The 26,717-nt window shown below is 30.4% G+C and carries 24 protein-coding genes and 3 pseudogenes; 26 read left to right on the top strand and 1 reads right to left on the bottom strand.

Going from position 1 to position 26,717, the window contains the following annotated elements; all coding sequences use genetic code 11:
• Positions 1–24: 24 nt before the first annotated feature.
• The 26 genes and pseudogenes from BM384_RS04555 to recA all read left to right on the top strand — a co-directional run bounded on the left by BM384_RS04555 (position 25) and on the right by recA (position 26,372).
• Positions 25–219, top strand: a complete 195-nt coding sequence (locus BM384_RS04555; protein ID WP_090011519.1) for a hypothetical protein — start codon at positions 25–27, stop codon at positions 217–219.
• A 275-nt stretch (positions 220–494) separates the two neighbouring features.
• Positions 495–1,445: an AI-2E family transporter gene (locus BM384_RS04550; RefSeq protein ID WP_090011517.1), complete on the top strand. Its 951-nt coding sequence runs from the start codon at positions 495–497 to the stop codon at positions 1,443–1,445.
• A gap of 33 nt (positions 1,446–1,478) precedes the next feature.
• Positions 1,479–2,636, top strand: a complete 1,158-nt coding sequence (locus tag BM384_RS04545; RefSeq protein WP_090011515.1) for a 1-deoxy-D-xylulose-5-phosphate reductoisomerase — start codon at positions 1,479–1,481, stop codon at positions 2,634–2,636.
• Positions 2,637–2,651: 15 nt separating this feature from the next.
• Positions 2,652–3,704, top strand: coding sequence for an RIP metalloprotease RseP (gene rseP / locus BM384_RS04540; protein WP_090011513.1), 1,053 nt, complete (start codon positions 2,652–2,654; stop codon positions 3,702–3,704).
• 16 nt (positions 3,705–3,720) lie between these two features.
• The gene (gene ispG / locus BM384_RS04535) at positions 3,721–4,770 is read left to right on the top strand and encodes a flavodoxin-dependent (E)-4-hydroxy-3-methylbut-2-enyl-diphosphate synthase (RefSeq protein ID WP_090011511.1); all 1,050 of its coding nucleotides are present in this window, start codon (positions 3,721–3,723) and stop codon (positions 4,768–4,770) included.
• A 268-nt stretch (positions 4,771–5,038) separates the two neighbouring features.
• Positions 5,039–5,500 carry a ribosome maturation factor RimP gene (gene rimP, locus BM384_RS04530; RefSeq protein ID WP_090011509.1) on the top strand — a complete coding sequence of 154 codons (462 nt, stop codon included), beginning with the start codon at positions 5,039–5,041 and terminating at the stop codon, positions 5,498–5,500.
• A gap of 16 nt (positions 5,501–5,516) precedes the next feature.
• Positions 5,517–6,638 carry a transcription termination factor NusA gene (gene nusA / locus BM384_RS04525; RefSeq protein WP_090011507.1) on the top strand — a complete coding sequence of 374 codons (1,122 nt, stop codon included), beginning with the start codon at positions 5,517–5,519 and terminating at the stop codon, positions 6,636–6,638.
• A gap of 15 nt (positions 6,639–6,653) precedes the next feature.
• Positions 6,654–6,920 (top strand): RNase P modulator RnpM, encoded by a 267-nt coding sequence (locus tag BM384_RS04520; RefSeq protein WP_090011505.1) that lies wholly within the window; start codon positions 6,654–6,656, stop codon positions 6,918–6,920.
• Entirely contained in the window at positions 6,913–7,221 is a 309-nt protein-coding gene (locus BM384_RS04515; protein WP_090011503.1) for a ribosomal L7Ae/L30e/S12e/Gadd45 family protein, read from the top strand. The genes BM384_RS04520 and BM384_RS04515 overlap by 8 nt, the downstream gene beginning before the upstream one ends.
• Before the next feature lie 20 nt (positions 7,222–7,241).
• Positions 7,242–9,314, top strand: a complete 2,073-nt coding sequence (gene infB / locus BM384_RS04510; protein ID WP_090011501.1) for a translation initiation factor IF-2 — start codon at positions 7,242–7,244, stop codon at positions 9,312–9,314.
• A gap of 14 nt (positions 9,315–9,328) precedes the next feature.
• Positions 9,329–9,679: a 30S ribosome-binding factor RbfA gene (gene rbfA, locus BM384_RS04505; protein ID WP_090011499.1), complete on the top strand. Its 351-nt coding sequence runs from the start codon at positions 9,329–9,331 to the stop codon at positions 9,677–9,679.
• 1 nt (position 9,680) lies between these two features.
• The gene (locus tag BM384_RS04500; RefSeq protein ID WP_090011496.1) at positions 9,681–10,652 is read left to right on the top strand and encodes a DHH family phosphoesterase; all 972 of its coding nucleotides are present in this window, start codon (positions 9,681–9,683) and stop codon (positions 10,650–10,652) included.
• Positions 10,653–10,655: 3 nt separating this feature from the next.
• Positions 10,656–11,531, top strand: coding sequence for a tRNA pseudouridine(55) synthase TruB (gene truB / locus BM384_RS04495; RefSeq protein WP_090011493.1), 876 nt, complete (start codon positions 10,656–10,658; stop codon positions 11,529–11,531).
• Between the two features lie 17 nt (positions 11,532–11,548).
• Positions 11,549–12,451, top strand: a complete 903-nt coding sequence (locus BM384_RS04490; RefSeq protein ID WP_175537278.1) for a bifunctional riboflavin kinase/FAD synthetase — start codon at positions 11,549–11,551, stop codon at positions 12,449–12,451.
• A 118-nt stretch (positions 12,452–12,569) separates the two neighbouring features.
• Positions 12,570–12,833: a 30S ribosomal protein S15 gene (gene rpsO / locus BM384_RS04485; RefSeq protein ID WP_090011489.1), complete on the top strand. Its 264-nt coding sequence runs from the start codon at positions 12,570–12,572 to the stop codon at positions 12,831–12,833.
• A gap of 83 nt (positions 12,834–12,916) precedes the next feature.
• On the top strand, positions 12,917–15,025 hold the full coding sequence (locus BM384_RS04480) for a polyribonucleotide nucleotidyltransferase (RefSeq protein ID WP_090011487.1): 2,109 nt from the start codon (positions 12,917–12,919) through the stop codon (positions 15,023–15,025).
• A 109-nt stretch (positions 15,026–15,134) separates the two neighbouring features.
• On the top strand, positions 15,135–16,436 hold the full coding sequence (locus BM384_RS04475) for a M16 family metallopeptidase (RefSeq protein WP_090011485.1): 1,302 nt from the start codon (positions 15,135–15,137) through the stop codon (positions 16,434–16,436).
• A 62-nt stretch (positions 16,437–16,498) separates the two neighbouring features.
• Positions 16,499–16,783, top strand: coding sequence for a YlmC/YmxH family sporulation protein (locus BM384_RS04470; protein WP_090011483.1), 285 nt, complete (start codon positions 16,499–16,501; stop codon positions 16,781–16,783).
• A 19-nt stretch (positions 16,784–16,802) separates the two neighbouring features.
• Positions 16,803–18,005, top strand: a complete 1,203-nt coding sequence (gene dapG, locus BM384_RS04465) for an aspartate kinase (RefSeq protein ID WP_090011481.1) — start codon at positions 16,803–16,805, stop codon at positions 18,003–18,005.
• A 60-nt stretch (positions 18,006–18,065) separates the two neighbouring features.
• A complete protein-coding gene (locus BM384_RS04460) occupies positions 18,066–18,764 on the top strand; it encodes a ClpP family protease (RefSeq protein ID WP_090011479.1) in 699 nt (232 codons plus the stop codon).
• A gap of 109 nt (positions 18,765–18,873) precedes the next feature.
• Positions 18,874–21,453: an FtsK/SpoIIIE family DNA translocase gene (locus BM384_RS04455; RefSeq protein ID WP_242945953.1), complete on the top strand. Its 2,580-nt coding sequence runs from the start codon at positions 18,874–18,876 to the stop codon at positions 21,451–21,453.
• A gap of 75 nt (positions 21,454–21,528) precedes the next feature.
• The gene (rimO, locus tag BM384_RS04450; protein ID WP_090011477.1) at positions 21,529–22,866 is read left to right on the top strand and encodes a 30S ribosomal protein S12 methylthiotransferase RimO; all 1,338 of its coding nucleotides are present in this window, start codon (positions 21,529–21,531) and stop codon (positions 22,864–22,866) included.
• Positions 22,850–23,440 carry a CDP-diacylglycerol--glycerol-3-phosphate 3-phosphatidyltransferase gene (pgsA, locus tag BM384_RS04445; protein ID WP_090011475.1) on the top strand — a complete coding sequence of 197 codons (591 nt, stop codon included), beginning with the start codon at positions 22,850–22,852 and terminating at the stop codon, positions 23,438–23,440. The genes rimO and pgsA overlap by 17 nt, the downstream gene beginning before the upstream one ends.
• A 208-nt stretch (positions 23,441–23,648) precedes the next feature.
• Positions 23,649–23,922 (top strand): annotated as a pseudogene (locus tag BM384_RS04440) (transposase).
• Positions 23,922–24,995: pseudogene (gene tnpB / locus BM384_RS04435) on the top strand (IS200/IS605 family element RNA-guided endonuclease TnpB). Before BM384_RS04440 ends, tnpB begins: the two co-directional pseudogenes overlap by 1 nt.
• Before the next feature lie 312 nt (positions 24,996–25,307).
• A complete protein-coding gene (gene recA, locus BM384_RS04430; RefSeq protein WP_090011473.1) occupies positions 25,308–26,372 on the top strand; it encodes a recombinase RecA in 1,065 nt (354 codons plus the stop codon).
• Between the two features lie 184 nt (positions 26,373–26,556).
• Here the strand turns inward: recA and BM384_RS18125 are convergent.
• Positions 26,557–26,717: pseudogene (locus BM384_RS18125) on the bottom strand (IS110 family transposase); the annotation flags it as partial.

Raw genomic sequence — 26,717 nt, 5'->3', positions numbered from 1 at the left:
TCACGATAGTTGGAGGAATTCAGTATGGAAGAAACAATAAAATATAAATGTACACAATGTGGTATGGAAGAAGATATTCCTAAGGAGGTTGTAGAGTACTTTGATGAGATGGATCAAAGTAATATAGATGAACCCCCTTGTTTTTCGTGCGAAAAATGCGGCGGTATAATGAGACCTGTAAAATATGATGGAGTTTATGGAAAGAAATATCGAGGATAAAGATAAAGCATAGGATTTTGAGCATCCTATGCTTTTAAATTTTTACTTACAACTAAGTTTCCCGAAGGGAGCGTGGCGCAGCCACTTTGTTCTGTCTACGAAAATATAAAATTAAATATAAAATTAAGGTAAGGTATTGTCTGAATCTAAAATAGATTATATATTATGAAAAATATAAAAAAATATCTGGCTCAAAATGGCTAGATATTTTTTTCATTAAATATGTAGAGATGAATATAAATTAATAGAATACTTAATTTAAGGGAGGTATTACTATGGAATTTAGGAAGGACTATAATACATTAATAAAGCTAATACTTTTGCTGATAGCAGTAACAGTGGTGACTTTTGCAGTTAAATATTATTTTCAGCCCTTTATTGCCATTATACTTCTTCTTATTATAACTAATCCCTTATATAATCTTATGGTTAAACTTAGACTTTCACCTAAAATAAGTGCAGCTTTAAGCATACTTTTTGTTAATATAATAGTTGTTATATCTATTATATATCTTGGTAATTCCATATATAATGTTACATTAAGCTTTTACAAAAATAATTTATATAAAATAGAAGAGTTTATTACAAATATAGTTAGTATTTTTAATGTGGAAAGTGTTTCGGGAAAAAGTAGCAACATTTTAAATACTAATTTTATAAAAAATGGTGCACTTTCAACAGGAGAGTGGGTTTTTTCATATTTTGTAGCTAATATATCTGTGTTTTTTCTTTTAGTAGATAGAAGAAATATTATTGACTACTTCTTAAAACTTATACCTAGTAGGGTGTTTATAAAGATAAAAAGACAAAAGAAAAATTTAATGAATATGTTTGTGATTGAAATTATACTTGTTTTAATATCAACTTTAGAAATAACTTTTGGCTTTGTAGTATTAAGAATTGGTCATCCTATGTTTTTAGGAATTTTATGCGGAGTGTTAGATATATTGCCTTACGTTGGAACAATAATTGTATTTATTCCTATAATAATATACAATATTATAGTAAAGCAATACATTGTGTCATTTGGATTGATTTTATTGTATATTTTGGTGCAAATATGCAGAGAAATATTAGAAGCAAAATTTTTAGGCGATAAGTTAGAGTTACATCCACTATTAGTTTTGCTATCAATATATATTGGAGTGAAAGTTTTTGGAATAATAGGTGCTATAGTAGGTCCTATTTATGGAATGCTAGCAAAGGAAATTGTGGAGGATGAATAAAAAGAATATGAAACTTAAGGAGGAATTAAAATAATGAAGGGAATCTCAATTTTAGGTGTAACAGGTTCTATAGGTACACAAACTCTTGATGTTATAAGACAATCTAAGGGGGCTTTTAAACTTATAGGTATTACTGCTAATTCATCTGTTGAAAAGGTTCGAGAAATAATTGAAGAGTTTGAACCTGAGTATGCAGCTATGATGGATGAAGAAAGTGCATTTAAAGTTAAGGAATTTTGTGTTTTAAATAATTATAAAACAAAAGTATATGAAAAGATGGAAGGGCTTATTAAAGTTGCTACATTAGATGAAGTGAATATAGTTGTAACTTCTGTTGTAGGAATGATAGGATTAGAGCCTACTATTGCAGCTATAGAAGCTAAAAAGGATATTGCCCTTGCTAATAAAGAAACTCTTGTTGTTGCAGGGAAAATTGTTATGAAAAAGGCTAAGGAAGAGGGCGTTAAAATACTTCCAGTTGATTCTGAACATGGTGCTATTTTTCAATGCCTTCAAGGAAATGATATGAAGGATCTAAAGAAAATTATATTAACTGCTTCAGGTGGACCTTTTAGAGGAAAGACTACTTGTGATTTAAAAAATACAACAGTAGAAGAGGCTTTAAATCATCCAAATTGGAATATGGGAAGCAAAATTACTATTGATTCAGCCACTCTTATGAATAAAGGATTAGAAGTAATTGAAGCTCACTGGCTATTTAATTGTGATTTTGATAATATACAGGTCCTTGTACATCCTCAAAGTATAATTCACTCAATGGTAGAGTATAGAGATGCAAGTATTATAGCTCAAATTGGTGCTCCAGATATGAGACTGCCAATTCAATATGCTTTAAATTATCCAAAAAGAGAAAATAGGGTTGCAAATGAAATAGACTTTTATGAAATTTCAAAGCTAACTTTTGAAAAACCAGATATGGACACTTTTAAATGCTTGAAGCTTGCATTTGAGGCTGGAAAAATGGGAGGGCTTATGCCTACAGTTTTAAATGCAGCTAATGAAATTGCAGTAGCAGATTTTTTAGATAGAAAAATTAAATTCTTAGATATTGCAGATATAATTGAAGATGCAATGGATAAATTTAAAGATGAAGCTATGAGTAGTGCTTTAACTATAGAAAATATTCTAGAAATAGATAAGAAGGTAAGAGAGTACGTTAAAAGTAAGTAAAAGGAGGGGGATTAGATGAACTATCTATTAGCGGTTTTAGGTTTAGGTGCAATTATTATAGTTCATGAATTTGGACATTATATAATGGCAAAGATAAATGGGGTAAAGGTTAATAGCTTTACAATTGGATTTGGACCTAAAATAATAACACATAAAGGGAAAGAAACAGAATATGCATTATCAATACTTCCAGTAGGTGGATATGTTGAAATGGCAGGCATGGCAGAAAAAGAAAATATGGATGAAGCCCAGATAAAAGAAGAGGAAGATATAGATCCGGAAAGATTATTTAGAAATAAAACACCTCTTCAAAGGTTATCAATAATAATTGCAGGGCCTATAATGAACATAGTTTTAGCAATATTGCTATTTGCTGCTTATTTTAATACATTTGGTTATGCTGATACTAGCTTAGCTGAAGTCACAGAAAATAGTGCGGCTTCTGAAGCAGGAATGCTTCCGGGAGATAGAATTCTTAAGGTAAATGGAGATAAGGTATATACTACAGAGGATATAAGCCTTGGGGTTTCAGGAGCAAAAGATAGTGAAATAACTATGGAAGTAGATAGAAATGGGGAAATTTATAATATAGATGTTACTCCAAGATTTGATGAAGAAAGTCAAGCTTATCTTATTGGTATAAGATTTGGTGTTGTAAGTCATCCAAGTTTAGCTCAAAGTATTGGACATAGCGTTGATGAAACTTGTACTCTTGTAGTACAAAATTGTAAGGCTATAGGTAGACTTATAACTGGAAAAGGAAGCTTTAAGAGTGATATTGGAGGACCTGTTGCTATAGTTAAAATTTCATCTGATGCTGCTAAGGCGGGAGTATGGAGTCTTGTGCGTTTAGTAGCTATGATGTCAATTGGTGTAGGTATATTTAACTTTATGCCAATGCCTATTTTAGATGGTGGTAGATCTGTTCTTTTATTAATTGAACTTATTACAAGAAGAAAAGTACCTGTTAAGGTGGAAAATGTTTTAAATACAATAGGTGTAGTATTCTTGTTTGGGCTTATGATAATAGTTACAATAAAGGATATACTATTCCCTATGGCATATTAAAGGAGAAAATTTTAAAATGATTAGGAAAAAAACTAGAGAAGTCAGTGTTGGAGGAGTAAAAATTGGGGGGAATGCACCAGTTTCTATTCAATCTATGACTAATACTGATACAAGAGATGTAGAAGAAACATTAAAACAAATTAGAGGGTTATATAATGCAGGGTGTCAAATTATTAGATGTGCTGTTTTAGATATGGATGCAGCTGAAAGTTTAAAGGAAATAACAAAACAATCTCCAATTCCAGTAGTTGCAGACATACATTTTGATTACAAATTAGCATTAAAGGCTATTGAAAATGGAGTTTCAGCTTTAAGAATAAACCCTGGAAACATAGGAAGTAAAGAAAGAGTGGAGATGGTTGTAAAAGCAGCTAAGGCTAAAAATATTCCTATAAGGATAGGTGTTAATTCAGGTTCTTTAGAAAAATATATTTTAGAAAGAGATGGGAAACCTACAGCTGAAGGATTAGTTGAAAGTGCATTGAATCACGTTAAAATTTTAGAAGAATTAGATTTTCATGATATAGTAATTTCAATAAAATCTTCTGATGTTAAAATGATGATTGAGTCTTATAGACTTATGAGTGAAAAATGTGATTATCCTCTTCACTTAGGTGTTACTGAATCAGGTACAGTAGAAAGAGGTACTATTAAATCAAGTGTAGGTATAGGAACTCTTTTAGCTGAAGGTATAGGAGATACTATAAGAGTTTCTTTAACAGCAGACCCTATTGAAGAAATAAGAGTAGCTAAAGAAATATTAAAGTCTTTAGGTCTTAGAGAAGGAGGACTTGAATTTGTATCATGTCCAACTTGTGGAAGAACTCAAATTGATCTTATAGGTATAGCTAATGCAGTAGAAAAGAAACTTGAAACAATAAATAAAGATATAAAGGTTGCTGTTATGGGCTGTGTAGTTAATGGACCTGGCGAAGCAAGAGAAGCTGATATTGGAATAGCTGGTGGAAAAGGTGAAGGTCTTATCTTTAAAAAAGGTGAGATAATTAGAAAGGTTAAAGAATCTGAGCTTATTGATGCTCTTATGGAAGAAATAGATAAGTTATAATAAGAAAGGACTGTCATATTTTTGGCAGTTCCTTTTTAATAATATTTATTCTTTTACTTGTAAAAGTTTTAAACTTGTGATATTCTATATTTAGATGATTATTTCACATAACTATGAATTTGCGAGTGGGAAGTTAAAACCCGCTCTTTCTATTTGTAACGCAACTAAATTAAATAGTTGCGTTTTTGATTAGTTTTAATTTTATAATATAGTTTTTTGGGGAATAATAATCATAGAAAAGTGAATATTGAAAAGGAGGTTTAATAAAATGGACAAAAATGCTTTAGTAGAAAAATTAGAAAAGTTGGTTAAACCTATTGCAGATGAGTTAAATTATGAATTATATTATGTTGAATACATAAAGGAAAATGGAGAATTCTATTTAAGAATATATATAGATAAGCCAGAGGGCAGAGTTTCTCTTAATGATTGTGAAGAATTATCAAGAAGAGTAAGTGATATGCTTGATGTTGAAGATCCAATAAGCGATTCTTATTACTTAGAAGTTTCATCACCAGGTTTAAACAGAGGTCTTTTTAAAGATGAACACTTTAAGAGATTTATTGGAAGCGAAGTTTTTATTAAATTTATAGGTTCTATAAGCGGACAAAAAAATATAAAAGGTATTTTAAAAGCAGCTGATGAAGATTCTATAACTGTAGAAGGTGAAGTAGAACTTGTAATACCAAAGGACAAAATAAAAAGTGCAAACTTAGATGGGGAAATATAACAAGGAGGATGTAAAGATGAACGAAGAGTTTATAGGTGCTCTAAAAGAGATAGTAAAGGAAAAGGGGATAAGTGAAGATCTTATATTTACAACTATTGAAGATGCAATGGTTGCTGCATATAAGAAAAACTATGCAAATCCAAATACAAATGCACAAAATGTTAGAGTAAGCATAGATAGAGAAAGTGGAGAAGTTAGAGTATTCTCTCAAAAAGTGGTATGTGAAGAAGTTTACGATAATGTAACTGAAATTTCATTAGAAGAAGCTAAAGAAATTAGCCCAAGATATGAAATAGATGATATAGTTGAATTAGAAGTTACACCAAGAAACTTTGGAAGAGTAGCAGCTCAACTAGCAAAGCAAATGGTTACTCAAAAAATGAAAGAAGCAGAAAGAAATATTGTTTATAATGAATATAAAGAAATGGAATATGACATTATAACTGGAACTGTTTTAAGAAAAGATAAGGGTAATGTTTATGTTAACCTTGGAAAACTTGAAGGTGTTATAGGACCAAATGAACAAATGAAAAATGAAAGCTATAATTTTAATGAAAAATTAAAGTTATATATAGTGGAAGTTAAAAATGGTTCAAAGGGTGCAGTAATTCATGTTTCAAGAACTCATCCAGGTCTAGTTAAGAGATTATTTGAATTAGAAGTACCTGAAATCTACAATGGTACAGTTGAAATTAAGAGTATTTCAAGAGAAGCAGGTTCAAGAAGTAAGATAGCAGTTTATTCAAATGATGAAGCTGTAGATCCAATGGGAGCATGCGTAGGACCTAAGGGAGTAAGAGTACAAAAGATAGTTAATGAATTAAAGAATGAAAAAATAGATATAATTAAATGGAGTAAAATTCCAGAGGAATTCATTGCAAACTCATTAAGCCCAGCAAAGGTTTTAGATGTAGTAGTTAATGAAGAAGATAAAACTGCAAAAGTTGTTGTAGATGACAATCAATTATCTTTAGCAATAGGTAAAGAAGGTCAAAATGTTAGACTTGCTGCAAAACTTACTAACTGGAAAATAGACATAAAGAGCAAGAGCCAAGCTGAAGCTGTAAAAGAAGAAGCTATAGAAGTTATAGATGCAGCTAAAGAAGCTGAAGAAATTATAGATGCAGTAACAGAATAATTGGGGGTTGTTTTTATGAAAGTAAAAAAAATACCACTAAGAATGTGCACTGGCTGTATGGAAATGAAGCCTAAAAAGGAACTTATTAGAATAGTAAAAAGTCCTGAAGGAGATGTAAGTGTTGACCTTACTGGCAAAAAGTCAGGAAGAGGTGCTTATATCTGCAAAGAAATCGAATGCTTAGAAAAGGCTTTTAAAACTAAGAGATTAAGCAGAAACTTAGATACTGCAATAGATGAAGAAATTTATAATAAATTAAAGGAAGAAATTATAAATGGATAAGTTTTTTAATTTTTTAGGATTAGCCAAAAGATCAAAGAATCTTTTAGAAGGTTACAGTAAATGTAACGAAGGAAAGAGAAAACAGAAGATATATCTTTTTATAATATCAAAGGATGCTTCTGACTCTACTAAAAGAAAATTTATAAATTATTGTGAAATTAATGAAATACCATATATACATGATTTCTTAAAAGAGGAATTAGGAGAAGCTTTAGGAAGAGAAGAAATTAAGATTTTAGCTTTGACTGATAAAAATATGGCAGAAAAACTGCTAGCTCTTTATAAGGAGGAAAATGTATGAATTAACACGGGGGTGACTGTATGTCAAAAATTAGAGTATATGAATTAGCAAAGGAATTAGATATAAATTCTAAAGATTTAATAACTTTATTAATGGATGAATTTAATGTAGAAGTGAAGAATCACATGAGTGTAATTGAAGATGAAGATGCAGAACTTATAACTGAACTTCTTTCAGGCTCAAAGAGAGATGAACTTTCTATAGGAAGAGAAGACGGAAAGAAAAGTATAGTTGATGAATACGAAGATATTCTAGCTGAAGAAGTTAATAAAGGTAACAAGAAAAAGAAGAAAACTAGAAAGCAAATAGCTGAAGAAAAAGAACAAGAAGAAAAAGAATTTGCAGAAAATACAATTCTTGAAATTGGTGAAACTATAACTGTAAAAGAACTTGCAGAAATGCTTCACAAACCAAATTCAGAAGTAATTAAGACTTTAATGTTCTTAGGTGTAATGGCAGCTGTAAATGCTGAAATAGATTATGATACTGCAGCAAAAGTATGTGAAAAATTTGATATCCTTTGTGAAAAGAAAGAAGAAAGCGATGAGCTTGAAAGCTTAAACTTAGAAATGGATGAAGATGAAAACCTAGTTAAGAGACCACCTATAATAACAGTTATGGGACACGTTGACCATGGTAAGACTTCACTTCTAGATGCCATAAGAAAATCAAAGGTTACAGATTCAGAAGCTGGTGGAATCACTCAACATATAGGTGCTTATACAGTTGATGTTAATGGAGAAAAGATTACATTCTTAGATACTCCAGGACATGAAGCCTTCACAGCTATGAGAGCAAGAGGAGCTCAAATAACAGACGTTGTTATCTTAGTTGTTGCAGCAGATGACGGTATAATGCCACAAACTAAGGAAGCTATAAGCCACTGTAAGGCTGCAGGTGTTCCAATGGTAGTTGCTATAAATAAGATAGATAGACCAAATGCTAATATTGATAGAGTTAAGCAAGAATTAACTGAATATGGACTAGTTTCAGAAGACTGGGGTGGAGATACAATATGTGTACCAGTTTCAGCTAAACAAGGACAAAACATTGATCAATTATTAGAAATGGTTCTTTTAACTGCTGAAATGCTTGAACTTAAAGCTAATCCAAACAGAAAAGCTAAAGGTACTGTTATAGAAGCTAAGCTTGATAAAGGTAGAGGAGCTGTAGCATCACTTCTAGTTCAAAATGGTACTTTACATGTTGGAGATTCAATTTTAGTTGGAACAACATATGGTAGAATAAGAGCAATGTTTGATGATGAAGGAAAGAAGATTAAGAGTGCAGGACCTTCAATTCCTGTTGAAATCTTAGGACTTTCTGAAGTTCCAGCAGCTGGTGATAGATTCGTTCAAATTAAGGATGAAAAGACAGCTAGATCTATGGCTGAAGCTAGAAAAGATAAGATTAAACAAGATAACTTCCATAGAGTATCTCTTGAAGATTTATATAATCAAATTAAAGAAGGTACAGTAAAAGAATTATCTATTATAGTTAAAGCAGATGTTCAAGGTTCTGTTGAAGCTATAAAACAATCTCTTGAAAAATTATCAACTGATGATGTTAAGGTTAGAGTAATCTACGGCGCAGTTGGAGGAATAAGTGAAACTGATATTACACTTGCAACAGCTTCAAATACTTTAGTAATAGGATTTAATGTAAGACCAGACTCTAATGCAACAGCAGCAGCTGAAAGAGAAGGAGTAAGCATTAATACTTATAGAGTTATATATGATGCGATAGAAGATGTTAAGTCAGCTATGATAGGTATGCTTGATCCAGAATATAAAGAAGTTGTATTAGGTAAGGCAGAAGTAAGAGAAACTTATAAGATTTCTAACGTTGGTACAATAGCTGGATGTTATGTACTTGAAGGAAAAGTTAAGAGAAACTGTGAAGTAAGAGTTGTAAGAGACAACATTGTAATCTTTGAAGGTAAGTTATCATCATTAAAGAGATTTAAGGATGATGCTAAAGAAGTTTCAAATGGTTTTGAATGTGGTATAGGCGTAGAAAAATTCAATGACTTAAAGGTTGGAGATATTATAGAATCATTTGAAATGCAGGCGATTGAAAGAAAAGAACTTTAAAGAGGTGATTAGATATGCCTAGCTATAGAGGTGGAAGAATTAACGAAGAGGTAAGAAAAGAAATAAGTAACCTTATTCGTGATGAAATAAAAGATACCAGACTTACTGCAATGATTTCTGTAACAGCAGTAAAGGTAACTAAAGATTTAAGATATGCAAAGGTATATGTAAGTATATTTGCAAAAGATGAAGAAGAAAAGATGTCAAACTTTGAAGCATTAAAGAGTGCAGCAGGTTTTGTAAGACATGAAATAGCACAAAGAATTAATTTAAGATACAGTCCACAAATAATATTTGAATTAGATGATTCTATTGATTATGGTATGAAGATAGATAGTCTTATTCAAAAGACAAAGGCAAAATAAAGTGGCTTTGCAAGAAATATCTAAGGTTATTTTAAATAGCAGTAAGATAGGTCTGACTTTCCATGCATCACCTGATGGTGATGCAATTGGAAGTACACTTGGGCTTTTGAATGGATTAAGAGAGATGGGAAAGGATGCCTATATAATTTCTGAGGAAGTTATACCAGACTACCTTTCTTTTCTTCCATTATCAGAAGAAATAAATAAAGAGGTTTTAGAGCCCCTTCCAGGTACTGATTTAGTTATTGTTTTAGATTGTGGAAATGTTGAAAGAATTTGTGCTGATTTAAAAAATTATGATAATACCATAATGAATATTGACCATCATTTATCAAATGATATGTATGGTGAGTATAATTATGTTGATACTAATGCATCTGCAACGTCAGAAATTGTATTTGAGCTTTTAAAAGAATTAAAGTTTGAATTTGCATATGAAAATGAAATACTTAAAAATATAGCTATGTGTTTATATACTGGTATAGTTACAGATACTGGTTCCTTTAGACATTCAAATGTTACGGTAAGAACACACAAAATAGCTGCAGAACTTATTGGATGTGGCATTAATAATAGTTATATTCATAATGAGCTTTTTGGAAATAAACCATTAAATAAGCTTAAACTTACAGGAGAAGCTATAAACATTTTAGAAGTACATTTTGATGGAAAGGTATCTTTTGTAGAATTATCATTAAAAACTTTAGAAAAGTTTAACATGTTAAATAGTGATACATCAGATATAATTAATATGATACTTAATGTTGAAGGCATAGAAGTAGCTGTTGTTACAAAAGAAACAGAAGATGGTGTTAAAGCAAGTTTAAGATCAAAAAATGATTTTGATGTAAGAAAGATAGCTGAAATCTTTGGTGGTGGTGGCCATACAAAGGCATCAGGATTAAAGATTAAAGATGCAAGTTTAGCAGAAGCAAAAGAAAGAATATTAAAAGCAATAGGGAAAGAGATATAGTCTATGAATGGCGTAATTAATATTTTTAAAAATAAAGGAATGTCATCTTTTGATGTTGTAAGAAAGGTTAGGAAAGTTTCAAAAGAAAAGAAAGTAGGACATACAGGCACTTTAGATCCTGAAGCAACAGGAGTACTTCCAGTGTGCCTTGGAAAAGCAACAAAAATAATAGATTATATTATGAAAGAAGAAAAAAGCTACTTTGTTAAATTTAAACTTGGAATAAAGACTACAACATATGATTTAGAAGGCGAAATTATAGAAGAAAAAGATTGGTCTAATATAAAAGAAGAAGATGTCTTTGAAGCTATTAATTCATTTAAAGGAGAAATTATGCAAGTTCCTCCTATGTATTCAGCTTTAAAGAAGGATGGTGTAAGACTTTATGATCTTGCAAGAAAAGGAATTGAAGTTGAAAGGGAAGCTAGAAAAATTACAATATACGATATAAGTGATATAGAAATTTCTCTTCCATATGTTTCAATGAATGTTTCGTGTTCAAAAGGTACATATATAAGAAGTCTTTGCTATGATATAGGTGAAAAATTATCTGCTGGAGCTACTATGGTTGAACTTAAAAGAACTAAAACTTCAGTATTTTTAGAAAAAGATAGTATAAATATTGATGATTTAGACGAGAATAATATTTGCGAAAAACTTATATCAATAGAAGATGCTTTAGCTTATTATGAAAAGCTTCATATAAATAATAAATATAAAAAGCTTTTCTTAAATGGTGTTAATGTAGGAGATAAAAGAGCATTAAAAGATAAAGCTGAAAAAGGAAAATTGTATAGAGTGTACGATGAAGAAGATTCTTTTATAGGACTTGGTAAATTAGATGGTAATGGCTTTAAGATAGAAAAACTTCTAATTTAGTAAGGAGTTAAAAAATTATGTTGGTTGATGAAGAGAAGATAAATAATAATTATATAGCTTTAGGAAGCTTTGATGGGCTTCATAAAGGACATTTAGAACTTATAAAAAAAGTTGTTTCATTAGCAGATAAAAGTGGTGGAAAAAGTATAATATATACTTTTAAAAATCATCCTAAAACTATAATAAATCCTAATTTCAATCCAGACCTTCTTATGGATAATGAAAGTAAATTAGAAATCCTTAAAAGTTATGGTGTTGATGAAGTGTTTTTTCAAAAGTTTGATGAAAAATTCATGGAAAAGTCAGCAGAAGATTTTATTAAAGATTTAGTGAAAGATTTTAGAATAAAAGGTATTGTAGTAGGGTTTAATTATAAATTTGGATATAAAAATTTAGGTAATACGGAGCTTTTAAAAAGTTTATCTTTAAAATATGATTTTGATGTACACATAATAGAACCATGTATGTATAAAGGTGAGGTTATAAGTAGCACAAGAATAAGAAAAGAGCTATTAAATGGGAATGTTGAAGATGCAGCTGAAATGTTAACAAGACCTTATTTCTTATATGGAGAAGTTTCTCATGGAAAGCAAATTGGAAGAACAATAGGTTTTCCTACAGCAAATTTAGAAAAATTAAAGATTTTTTTACTTCCAGAAGAAGGAGTGTATTATACTCATGTTTTATGGAACAATAATTTATATAAGGCTATAACTTCAATCGGAAATAACCCAACCGTTAATGGAAAGAAAGTTACAATTGAATCTCATATATTATCTTTTAATGAAAAGATATATGGTGATAAAATTAAGGTTAATTTTATGAAGAAAATACGAAATAATGTAAAATTTAGTTCTCTTGAAGAGCTAAAAGAACAAATCAATCGTGATAAAACCTTTGCAGAAAAAGAAAAATTGTAAAAAAGATTTACAATAATGATGTGTTTTGTTATAATGCAATTGAACCTAGTCCTAAGTTTAAAGGTGCCATCTTTATACTTGGAACTAAGGGGATAATATTTTGGAGGTGCTAAATAGCATGGATAAGGCAAGAAAATTAGAAATAATAAAAGAATACGGTAGAAGCGAAGGAGATACAGGTTCTCCAGAAGTACAAATCGCTTTACTTTCAGAAAGAATCAGTCACTTAACTGATCACTTAAAGACTCACAAGAAAGATCACCACTCAAGAAGAGGTCTTTTAATGATGGTTGGTCAAAGAAGAGGTCTTTTAAATTACTTACAAGAAGTAGATATCGAAAGATATAGAGCTATTGTTAAAAAATTAGGTTTAAGAAGATAATCTTTTTTTAGAGCGGGTTATATCCGCTCTATTATTTTAAACTTTCTAGAAAAATATGTAAACAATCGAAGGGAGGTCCTATAATGAGCAATGTGTTAAGTACAACTGTTGCAGGAAGAGAATTGAAGGTTGATTTTGGTAAGGTAGGAATGTTATCAAATGCAGCAATTTTCATGAGTTATGGGGATACAGTAATATTAACAAATGTTAATGCTTCAGAAGAACCAAGAGAAGGAATAGATTTCTTTCCATTAAGTGTTGAATATGAAGAAAAGTTATATGCAGTAGGTAAAATACCAGGTGGGTTTATAAAGAGAGAAGGAAGACCTTCTAATACAGCTATACTACATGGTAGAGCTATTGATAGAACAATAAGACCTTTATTTCCTAAAGGATATAGAAATGATGTTCAAGTAGTTTGTACAGTAGTTTCAGTAGAAAAGGATAATCTTCCTGATATATTAGGAGTAAATGCAGCTTCAATGGCTTTATGCTTATCAAGCATTCCATTTACAATACCTTGTGCAGCAGTACAAGTAGGTTTAATAGATGGTGAGTTTGTAGTTAACCCTAATGCAGAACAAAGAGAAAAGACTTCTATGCATTTAACTGTATGTGCAACTAGAGAAAAAGTTATGATGATAGAAGCTGGAGCAGATGAAATCGATGAAGATACTATGATTAAAGCAATTAAGTTCGGTTTTGAACAATGCCAACCTATCATAGATTTCCAATTCGAAGCTATGGAGAAATTCGGTAAGAAGAAAGAAACTCCAGAATTATACCATCCAGATGAAGAATTAGAAAAAGAAATAAGAGATTTTGCATCAGATATGGTTAAAGATGCAATGTACATCATGGATAAAGATGAAAGAAATGCTGCTGTTGATGCTTTAACTGAGAAAGTTAACGAAGAATTCTCTGAAAAGTATGAAGATAAAGCAGGAGACATAAAAGAAATTCTTTATAATATGCAAAAAGAAGTAGTTAGAAATATGCTTCTTAATGAAAAGAGAAGGCCTGATGGAAGAGCTTTTGATGAAATAAGAAAGATAAGCTGTGAAGTTGGACTTTTACCAAGAACTCATGGAACAGGGTTATTTACAAGAGGATTAACTCAAGTTATGACTGTTGCAACATTAGGTTCAATTAGTGAAGTTCAAATTCTAGATGGAATTGATGAAACTGAAACAGTTAAGAGATATATGCATCATTATAATTTCCCAGGATATAGTACTGGAGAAGTTAAACCTTTAAGAGGACCTGGAAGAAGAGAAATAGGACATGGTGCCTTAGCTGAAAGAGCATTAGAACCACTTATACCATCAGAAGATGAATTCCCATATACTATAAGATTAGTATCAGAAGTATTAAGTTCTAATGGCTCAACATCTCAAGCATCAGTTTGTGGATCAACATTAGCTTTATTAGATGCAGGAGTTCCAATAAAGAGACCAGCAGCTGGTATAGCAATGGGATTAATTACTTCTAAGGATTTATCTCAAGAAGAGGTTTTAACTGATATTCAAGGAATAGAAGATTTCTTTGGAGATATGGACTTTAAGGTGGCAGGAACAACTGAAGGTATTACTTCAATTCAAGTTGATACAAAACTTCAAGGTTTAAGTTTTAATGTGTGTGAACAAGCAATAAGAAAAGCTAGAGATGCTAGATTATTCATATTAGATAAAATAAATGCATGTATTCCAGAGCCAAGAAAAGAAGTATCAAAATTTGCGCCTAAGACTTGCACAATGCATATAGATCCAGAAAAGATTAGAGATGTAATTGGAACAGGTGGGAAGGTAATAAATAAGATTATTGCTGATACAGGTGTTAAGATTGATATTAAAGAAGATGGAACTGTATTTGTATCATCAACAGACCATGAAGGTGTAAATGCTGCTATGAAGATAATAGAAGGATTAACAAAAGAAGTTCAAGTTGGTGAAGTTTATTTAGGAAAAGTAACTAAAATAGCTACATTTGGTGCTTTTGTTGAAATTTTACCGAACAAAGAAGGCTTAGTTCACATTTCAAAACTTGATTTTGATAGGGTAAACAAAGTAGAAGATGTTGTTTCAGTTGGTGATGAAATTTTAGTAAAAGTTATTGAAATTGATAACCAAGGAAGAATAAATCTTTCTAGAAAAGATGCTTTAAAAGAGCAAGAAGAAAAGAAAGAGCAGTAAAAGGCAAAACATTGCCTTTTTTTTCTGTTAAATATTCAGGAATAGTAAGCCACGAATATCTTTATAATAATATAGAGGATTCGTGACTTTTATTATAGGAGGATTATTTATGTATAATTTATACACGCTAGATAACGGCTTACGCATCGTAACAGAAAAGAATGATAGTGTTAATTCTATAAGTGTAGGTGTAATGGTTAAGAACGGTTCAAGAAATGAAAGTGAAGATATAAATGGTATATCACATTTTATTGAGCATATGTTCTTTAAAGGAACAAATAAGAGAAATGCAAGGGAAATAGCAGAATCTGTAGAAAACTTAGGAGGGCAAATAAATGCTTTTACAAGTAAGGAAGCTACCTGCTATTATGTAAAAAATTTATATACACACTTAGATCTTTCTTTAGAAATATTATCAGATATAATGCTTAATTCAAAATTTTCAGAAGAAGAGATTGAAAAAGAAAAAAGTGTTGTAATAGAAGAAATTAATATGAGTACTGATAATCCAGAAGATGTTTTAGATGATCTGCATGCTAAGGTATCTTATGGAAATAATCCTTTATCGTATCCCATTCTTGGAACAGCAGATAAAGTAAGAAGTTTTAGTAGAGATACAATAACTAATTATATTAAGAAAAAATATTCACCTTCAAACTCAGTAATATCAGTTTGTGGAAAGTTTGATGATAATGAATTAAGAAGTCTTATAGAAAAATATTTTGGAAGCTGGAAAGACGATAATAGTGATGTGACAACATATGAAAAGGCAGTTATTCATTCAGGAGCTTCTTATTTAAATAAAGATATTGAACAGCTTCATATGAGCCTTGGATTAAAAGGGCTTCCAGCTAATCATGAAAAAGGATATGCTTCAGTGCTTTTAAGTAATATCTTTGGAGGAGGAGCATCATCAGTATTATTCCAAAAGGTTCGTGAAGAGCTTGGATACTGTTATACTATTTATAGCTATCCTCAGACTTATCAAGGTTCTGGAATGATTAATATTTATACTGGTCTTGGAAAAAACTATAGCGAAAAGGCTTTAGAGGTTATATTAAAGGAAATTGATAAATTCTCAAGAACTAATATAAGTCAAGAAGTCTTAGATATAAATAAAGAGAAGATTAAGGCAAATTATATTTTAGGACTTGAAAGTACAAGTTCAAGAATGTTTGGAAATGCAAAAAGTGTATTATTTAAAAATAAAATAAGTACTCAAGAAGAAGTTATTAAGAAGGTTGATAGAATTAGCCTAGATGATACAGAATATGTATTAAATGAATGCTTCAAAAATGGAGTCGTTAATGCTTCCTATGTAGGAAATAATGTAGACTATAATGCCTTAGATAATATATTGAAATCATCAAGTGAAGCTTATAAAGCATTAAATAAAAATATAGTGGTATAATTTAGGAATATTTCTTTTATTTAAATCATATATATATTCAGGAGTAAATGGAGGGGATTTAAGTGAAAGAAAATTTAGAAGGTAAGCTGTTAAGTGAAATAGGAAGATATGAATTAATTAACATCAATGATGGAGAAAAATATGATTGCCTTCAAAATAACGACTTAATTGTTGATGATGAAGGCAATATTAAATATTTAGTTGTGAATATTAGTTCATCAAAACTGGGATTGTTTTCTAATAGCAAAGAATTTTTAGAAATACCATGGAATTGCGTGAAAAAAATTGGAGCACGTACTATAATATTAGATGCAGAAGAAAATGAAATAAAAAAGACATCACTTTGAAATTTCAAGGGGGAAAAAAATGAAAATAATTGTACAAAAATTTGGTGGTACATCAGTATCTACAGAGGATAGAAGACAAAATGTAATTAAAAAAGTTAAAAATGCTATTGATAATGGAATGAATCCTATAGTAGTCGTTTCTGCCATGGGAAGAAAAGGTGAACCTTATGCAACTGATACTCTATTATCTTTAGTAAGTGATAATTTTAAAAAAGAAAATAAACTTGCGTTAGACCTTTTAATGTGCTGTGGAGAACTTATAAGCTCAGTGGTAATGGCAGATGAACTTAGTAAAAATGGAATTGATGCAGTGCCTTTGTCAGGAGGACAGGCAGGAATAATAACTGATAATAATTTTAACTCAGCATCCCTAAAGGATTTTGATGATACAAGAATTATGGAAGTTTTAGAGGAAGGCAAAGTTCCTGTGGTAACAGGATTCCAAGGTGTTACTGAAGAAGGCTTCTTCACCACTTTAGGAAGAGGTGGAAGCGATACTTCGGCTGCTATTTTAGGAGCAGCTTTAGAAGCTGAAATGATTGAAATATATACTGATGTTGATGGGATTATGACTGCAGACCCAAGAATAGTAGAAGAAGCATCATTAATTGATGTATTAAGCTATGATGAAGTATTTCAGCTTGCAGACCAAGGAGCGAAAGTAATTCATCCAAATGCAGTTGAAATAGCTAAAGCAGGCAATATACCATTAGTAATTAAAAATACAATGAGTGACTGCAATGGTACTATAATAAATAGTATAGGTGATAAAACTAATAAGAGACTTGTTACAAGTATTACAAGTCATAACGAAAGAATTCAGGTATGTGTAAAACGTGAAGATAATAAGGGAAATGAAAATTACGATAATGTACTTGGAATAATAGCAGAAAATAAGATATCATTAGATTTAATAAATATATTCCCAGATAGACATATATTTACCATATCTTCTTCTTTAAAAGATAAAATGATAGATATATTAGAAAAGCTTAAAATAAAAGCTGAAATTACAGAGAACTTAAGTACTATAGCTTTAGTTGGAGCAGGAATGAAAGGTATTCCAGGTGTAATGGCAAGTATTTATAAGGCATTAAATGAAAGCGGAGTTGAGGTGCTTCAAACAGCAGATTCTCACATGACAATATGGTGTCTTATACATAAAAATAATTTATCAAAGGCTATTAATGCCCTTCATAAAGCATTCAAATTATATTATTAATAATATAGTATAAATTTAATTCTCCTGAACAAAATAATAAAGTATAGGAGGATTATTTTTATGGAAAAAAATGCAGATGAAGAAAAGAAAGAAGAATTAAAGTACAATGATAAAATGAATGATGTAAAAGAATTCGGAAATACAGGTATAGTTCAGCCCAATGATAAAATACAAGTTTTATCAATTATAGGTCAGATAGAGGGACATAATGTATCCCCTCCACAAACTAAAACAACAAAATATGAACATATAATTCCACAGCTTATAGCTATAGAGCAAAATGATAAGGTAGAAGGTGTTCTTATTGTTTTAAATACAGTTGGAGGAGATGTTGAAGCAGGGCTTGCTATTGCAGAAATGATAAATTCAATTTCTAAACCTACAGTTTCCATAGTAATAGGTGGAGGACATTCTATAGGAGTTCCTCTTGCCACATCAGCTGATTATTCATTTATTACACCTTCAGCAACTATGATAGTTCACCCTGTAAGAATGAATGGATTTGTAATTGGAGTAGCTCAAACTTTTGATTACTTTAAGAAAATACAGGAAAGAATTGATGACTTCATAGTTAGAACTTCAAATATTGATCATAATACGCTACATAATATAATGACTCAAAATGGTGAGCTTTTAAATGATGTAGGTACAATGCTTATAGGAAAGCAAGCTGTAGACTATGGTTTAATTAATGAAGTTGGAGGGATAAGTGCGGCTTTAAATAAACTAAATGAACTAATTAATGAAAATAAAAAGTAATAGTATATAGTATAGGGTGAGATGCTTCTTAGTTTATAAATCTCACTTTATGCTTTTTTAGAGGAATTAGACAAGCTTTGTAGAAGATAAATAAGTGAGGTGGTTTAATTTGAGTAGACAGAAAAAGAAAAGCAGTAGTAAGAAGAATAATAAGTCTCAAAATGATACGAGTAGAGTTGAAGTTAATGGAGTAATGTTTATTTCTGCAGGAATTTTATCGTCTATAGCTATATATACTAATTTAGCAGGCTTTTTATCTAGCTTTTTTCAAAAACTTGGACATCTGCTTATTGGAACAGGAATAAGTCTACTGCCGTTGTTTCTTTTATATTTAGGATACAGTTACTTAAAAGGCAGAGGAAAATTTGACTTAGGAAAAGGCTTTTTTGGTGTGGCTTTATTATGCTCCATGCTAGTTTTGATATTCGGAACAATTTATATTCAATCATGTGAGTATCCTGATTCTTTTTCAGGTAATTTTTTTGCCATAGTAAATGATGCTGCAGATGAAGCAAATACCTTAAATGGAGGTATTATAGGTTATATGATTTCTTATCCTTTATATAAGTTAGTTGGTTTTATTGGTTCTTATATTATCTATGTAGCAGCTTTAATAATATCAGCAATATTAAGCTTTAATTTTTCAGTATTTAGATTAAGTGAAATTGCTAAAATTAAAGGTATGGAATATAGAGAAAAGGGTAGAAGATTAAAAGACCAAAGGTTTTCAGCAGATTCTGATGAAGATTTTATAAAAATAAAAAGTAAAAATAAAGGTAAGAATACTTCAGATAATCGTCTGCAGTCAAAAAGCGAATTTTTAAAAGGTGTTGATAATAAAATAAAAATACTAGATTTTATGAAGAATTCAGCAATAGATGATTATGAAGATGAAATGGAGGAGTCTTCTTTAGATAACGATGATTTTATTAAGGAAAATAAAAAGAGAAAGTTATTTGAAGAAGCTAAAGAAGCTAAGAAGAGATATGAAGCAAAAGTAGCAGAAGAAAAACAAGAATCTGAAGTAGAAAATAGAAAGCTTAAAGTGTTTAATAAAAGCAAGGGTGAAGTAATTGAAGTTGAACCAGAAGTGGTTAAAAGTGAGCCTGAAATAGTTCAAAGTAAACATGAAGGGGAAGTAAGAAGAGGAAAAAAAGATTCTTTAGATAATATGACTAAGGATGTTATGAGTAAAGAAATAGATAATAGCCTTATGGGTGAAGAAAATGCTAAAGAATATGTATTCCCAAGCACTGACTTATTAGAGGGAAAAGCACAGACAGAATTAAATTCTACAGATAAGAAAGAGCTTATTGCAAGTGCTAGCAAGCTTGAAGAAACTCTAGGAAGTTTTGGTGTGGAAGCAAAGGTTCTTCAAGTAAGTAAAGGACCTTCAGTAACACGTTTTGAATTACAACCAAGTCCTGGAGTTAAAGTAAGTAAAATCGTTAATTTGTCAGATGATATAGCCCTTGGCCTTGCTGCTTCAGGAGTAAGAATTGAGGCTCCAATACCAGGTAAATCAGCAGTAGGTATTGAAGTTCCTAATAAAAAGCAGACGGCAGTTCTTTTAAGAGAAGTTTTAGACTCAAATGAGTTTATTAATTCTAAAGCTAAGCTTGCCTTTGCTCTTGGTAAAGATATAGGGGGAGCCTGTGTTGTTGGGGATTTAAGTAAGATGCCTCACACATTAATTGCTGGTGCTACAGGTTCTGGTAAGAGTGTATGTATTAACTCTCTTATTATAAGTATATTATATAAGTATTCTCCAGATGATGTTAAACTTCTTATGGTAGACCCTAAAGTTGTTGAACTTAATGTTTATAATGGAATACCACATCTTTTAATACCAGTAGTTACTGATCCTAAAAAGGCAGCAGCAGCATTAAACTGGGCAGTTAATGAAATGACCAAGAGATATAATCTTTTTGCTGAAAAAGGTGTTAGAAATATAGATTCTTATAATGGGTTATATAAAAAGGGGCTTGTTGAAGAAAAGATGCCTTATATTGTTATTATTGTTGATGAGCTTGCAGACCTTATGATGGTATGCCCTCATGATGTTGAAGATTATATAGGAAGACTTGCACAGATGGCTAGAGCAGCAGGAATGCATCTTGTTATAGCCACTCAAAGACCTTCTGTAGATGTTATTACAGGAGTTATCAAGGCTAATATACCATCAAGAATATCCTTTGCTGTATCATCTCAGGTAGATTCAAGAACAATACTTGATTCATCAGGAGCAGAAAAGCTTCTTGGAAGAGGAGATATGTTATATGCTCCTGTAGGAGAAAATAAACCTTTAAGAGTTCAAGGATGCTTTATTTCAGAAGAGGAAGTAGAAAGAGTTGTTGAATTTATTAAAAATGGTCATGAAGAAGTTAAATATGAAGAGTCAATAATTGATGAAATTAATTCAGGGGCTCAAGGAAGCTCTGGCAGTGGAAATGACGATGATGCCGATGAACTTTTACCAGAGGCTATAAAGATGGTAGTTGAATATGAACAAGCCTCAACATCCTTTTTACAAAGAAGGCTTAGAATAGGCTTTAATAGAGCATCTAGAATAATGGATGAGTTAGAGGAAAGAGGAGTAATATCTCCAAAAGATGGCTCAAGACCAAGACAAGTGCTAATTGGAAAAGATGCACTTATTGATGATGCAAGTGAAAATAATGAAATTTAACTTGTAATGAAGGCTAAAGAGTTATAAAATTTAATTTATGAATATTTAAAAGAACATACTCAGGAGGAAGAGATTTTGAAAAAATATAAAGTTGGAATGGTAAGCTTAGGCTGCGATAAAAATAGAGTTGATTCAGAAATAATTTTAGGAACTATGAGCAAGGAATATGAAATAACTAATGATCCTAAAAAAGCTGATATAATAATTGTTAATACTTGTGGTTTTATAGAAACAGCAAAACAAGAATCTATTGACACAATATTAGAAATGGCAAAATATAAAGAAGATCATAATTGCAAACTTCTTATAGCAACAGGATGCCTTACACAAAGATATGGAAAAGAGCTTACAGAACTTATGCCTGAAATAGATATAATGCTAGGAGTTAATGATTACAAAAAGATAAATGAACTTATTCTTGATTATATAGGAGAAAGTAAAAAATCTTTAGAAGTTAACTATTCAGATGAAAATATTAATGAAGGTGAAAGAATATTAACTACTGAAGGTCATACTGCTTATATTAGAATTGCAGAAGGATGTAACAATTTCTGTACATACTGTATAATTCCTAAAATAAGAGGGAAATTTAGAAGTAGAAAGATGGAAAGTATAATTAAAGAAGCTGAAAGTCTTGCAAAACAAGGAGTTAAGGAAATAATATTAGTTGCTCAAGATACTACAATGTATGGAACTGATATTTATGGTAAGAAAAATCTTCATGAGCTTTTAAGAGAGCTATCAAAAATTGTAGGTATTGAATGGATAAGAGTATTATATTGCTATCCAGAAGAAATATATGATGAATTAATTGAAGAAATTGCTTCAAATGATAAGGTATTAAAATATCTTGATTTACCAATTCAACATATAAGCAGCGATATATTAAAGTTAATGGGAAGAAAGACTAATAAGGAATATATCTTAAATATGATTGATAGACTAAGAAAAGAAATTCATGGTGTAACACTTAGAACATCATTAATAGTTGGGTTCCCAGGAGAAACTGAAGAAAACTTTAATGAACTTTTAGATTTCTTAAAAGAGTATAAGCTTGATAGAGTAGGTGTATTTAGATATTCACAAGAAGAAGGAACAGCAGCAGCTAAGATGAATAATCAAATTTCAGAAGAGGTTAAAGTTGAAAGAGAAAAAGAAGCTATGCTTGTTCAAAAAGAAGTTTCAGAAAAAATAAATGAATTGAAAGTTAATAATATTTATGATATTCTTGTTGAAGGGAATAATGGAGAGTATTATTATGGAAGAAACTACGAAATGATTCCAGAAGTTGATGGAAATGTATTTTTTAAAAGTACTGAAGATATAGAAAAGGGTACAATATGTCCAGTTAGAATAACTGATTGTACAGAATATGATTTATTAGGAGTTGTAAATTATGAACCTTGCGAATAAATTGACATTGGGAAGAATATTTTTAGTTCCTATATTTTTAATATTTATAGCAACTAAAAACATTCCTTATGGAACATTTATAGCTACCTTTGTATTTATATTAGCATCAATAACAGATAAACTTGATGGATATATTGCAAGAAGTAGAAACCAAATCACAAACTTTGGAAAATTTATGGATCCTCTTGCTGATAAATTACTTGTATCAACAGCTCTTATTTCGCTTGTTGAATTACATGTTGTTCCAGGATGGGCTGCAATAATTATAATTGCAAGAGAATTTGCAGTATCAGGATTAAGAACAATAGCAGCAGGAGAAGGAAAGGTTATAGCTGCAAGCTGGTGGGGAAAGATAAAAACAGTTATACAAATAATAGCTATTATAGTGCTTCTTCTTAAAGTTAATATTGGAAGCTTAGCTTCTCTTCAAGAAGCTGTAGATAATAGTAGCTTTTTAACAGGTTTCTTTACATATATGCCAGGAGTGCTTATAATTTTAGCTGTTTTAATTACAATAGTATCAGGTGTAGATTATTTTGTAATTAATAAAGGTGTTATTACTACAAATAAATAATTTTTTAGCTGCCTTAAGTTAAGCTGTTAAGGCAGCTATTTTTTCTTTAAAAAGTATAAAATAGAGATAATAAGGAAATAATAAATTGAATTTTTAACCTTAATGTGCGAAATTCTCCCATTTTCTAAAGTGGGAGATGGATAGCACTTAACGATAGTCAACAAGAACAGTACAAATAAGTAATAAATGATAGAGATGAGGAGCAGCAATGGATTTAGATGCTAATAACTATTCAGTATTCAAGTTGTCGTATCACTTAGGATTGGTTATAAAATATCGAAGAAAAGTGATTACAGAAATATCTAAATTCATAAATTCTTATAAGTCAGCAAGCAGTAGACTTATAAAAAAGAATATCCAGTTATAAGAAAAAACAACTTTGGAAAGAATATTTTTGGAGTAGAAGCTATTGCTCATTAACTACTGGTGGAGCACCTATTGAAATAGTGAGAAAATATATTGAGAATCAGGGAGTGAAATAATGCTTAAAGCCTATAAGTATAGGATATATCCAACAAGTGAACAAAGATTATATCTTGCTAAAACTTTTGGTTGTAGTAGATTTATATATAATAAAATGTTAGCTGATAAAATTGAGTATTATAAAGAAACTGGTGAAATGCTAAAGAATACACCTGCTCAATATAAAAAAGGAATTTGAATGGCTAAAAGAAGTTGATTCGTTAGCGTTAGCAAATGCAGGGCAGAACTTAGAAAAAGCTTATAAAAACTTTTTTAGAGATAAGTCTGTAGGTTTTCCTAGGTTCAAATCTAAGAAAACTAATTACTATAGTTATACTACTAATAACCAAAAAGGAACTATATATATCGAAAATAATCATATTAAAATACCTAAATTAAAAACTATGATAAAGATTAAATATCATAGAGAATTTACTGGAACTATAAAAAGTTGTACTATTTCTAAAACTCCAAGCAATAAATATTTTATATCAGTATTAGTTGATACTGAAAATACGATATTGCCTAAAGTTCATAAGAAAATAGGTATAGATGTTGGGCTTAAAGAATTTGCAATATGTAGCGATGGGTACAGAGTGGCAAATCCAAAATACTTGAGAAAAGCTGAAAAAGGTTAGCTAAGTTACAAAAAGATTTATCAAGAAAACAAAAAGGTAGTAATAATAGAAATAAGGCCAGATTAAAAGTAGCTAAATTACACGAAAAAATAACAAATCAACGTAAAGACTTTTTGCACAAATTATCTACTAAGCTAATAAGAGAAAACCAATCAATAGCTATAGAAGATTTGAGAGTAAAAAATATGCTTAAAAATGATAAATTATCAAAAGCAATTAGTGAAGTTAGTTGGTATGAATTTAGAACAATGTTAGAATATAAAGCTGACTGGTATGGAAGAACTATTGTAGTTGCCCCATCTAATTATGCTAGTAGGGAGCTATGTTCTGTGTGTGGTTACAAAAATATGGATGTAAAAAACTTAACACTTAGAAACTGGACTTGTCCGAACTGTGGTACAAACCACGATAGAGATATAAATACAAGTAAGAACTTAGAAAAATTGATAGCATAGACTATTGATAATAATGAGGTCGGAACGACCTTGTAAGCTTGGGTAAACTTGTTCCGTTAGGAATATTGACCAAGAAGCTCCCACTTCTATAAGTGGAGAGTAGTTCACGCTTTATAAAAGATTTGTTTTGTTAGAAATTGGTATTATGATAGTAAAGAAAAAAATATTAAATCTATGTTTAATAATATAAAAAAGTGTTAAAAATAATAATGGATGCGATTATTATAAACTTAAATTGATATTGACTATATTTAATTTATATCCTATAATAATAAAAGAAGAACATAAGTTCGTAGAGAGAGGTGTAATAATTTGAGTAGTATTAATGCAGATAAATTAAAAGCCATAGAAAGTGCTATGGGGCAAATTGAAAAGCAATTTGGTAAAGGGTCAGTAATGAAATTAGGAGAAGACAGCCATTTAGTGGTAGATGCAATTCCTACAGGATGTCTTGATTTAGATATAGCTCTTGGAATCGGTGGAGTACCAAGAGGAAGAATAATTGAAATATATGGACCAGAAAGTTCAGGTAAAACAACAGTTGCGTTACATATAGCAGCTGAAGCTCAAAAAACAGGAGGAGCTGTAGCTTTTATAGATGCAGAACACGCTTTAGATCCATCATATGCTAGAAAAATTGGAGTAGATACTGAAAATCTTATAGTATCACAACCAGACACAGGAGAACAAGCTTTAGAAATAGCAGAAGCTTTAGTTCGTTCAGGAGCAATAGATGTTCTTATAGTAGACTCAGTTGCAGCTTTAGTTCCAAGAGCAGAAATTGAAGGCGAAATGGGAGATTCTCATGTTGGGCTTCAAGCAAGATTAATGTCTCAAGCTTTAAGAAAGTTAACTGGTACAATTAAAAAGACTAATTGTGTAGCTATTTTTATTAATCAATTAAGAGAAAAGGTTGGAGTAATGTTCGGAAACCCTGAAACAACAACAGGTGGTAGAGCATTAAAATTCTATGCATCAGTTAGACTTGATGTAAGAAGAATAGATTCTATTAAATCATCAGATGCTATAATTGGTAATAGAACAAGAGTTAAGGTTATGAAAAATAAAGTAGCTCCACCATTTAAACAAGCAGAATTTGATATTATGTACAATGAAGGTATTTCAAGAACAGGAAATATAGTTGACGTTGGAGTTAAAGAAGGAATTGTTCAAAAGAGTGGTGCATGGTTCTCTTATGGAGATATAAGACTTGGCCAAGGTAGAGAAAATGCTAAGATTTATTTAAAGGAAAATCCTGAAGTAGCATTAGATATAGAAAATCAAATAAGAGAAAAACACGATCTTCCATTAATAGATAATTTAGAACAAATATCTGGAAGCGATTCTGATAAGGTTGAAAATAAAGAAGATAAATAAAAAATTTTTATAAAGAGTACTGTAACTTGTAATATTACTTGTTGCAGGCTCTTTTTTTTAATGCATAGACCAGTTATACAAAAAAATAAAAAAGGGTACACTTAATAAACCATTATTATTTTACGAATAATGGACAAGAGTGTGTTTTAAATTATATGTTATATTACTTCGTGTAAATTATTATTTAAATATAATTTTTATGTACTTCAGGTAATCGTAATTCAAAGGGCTTTTTATCTCTAAGTATTGCAAAAAAGTGGTTAATTAATTTGTGCATTACAGCTCCAATAGCTACTTTTTTAGGTTTAGATTCACTTAGCTTTTTATAATATTCAAGTAAAACAG

It is taken from the genome of Clostridium sp. DSM 8431, assembly GCF_900116755.1.
Classification (GTDB): domain Bacteria; phylum Bacillota; class Clostridia; order Clostridiales; family Clostridiaceae; genus Clostridium.
The sequence above is the reverse complement of the archived record's forward strand: the minus strand, read 5'-3'. Positions and strand labels throughout refer to the sequence as shown.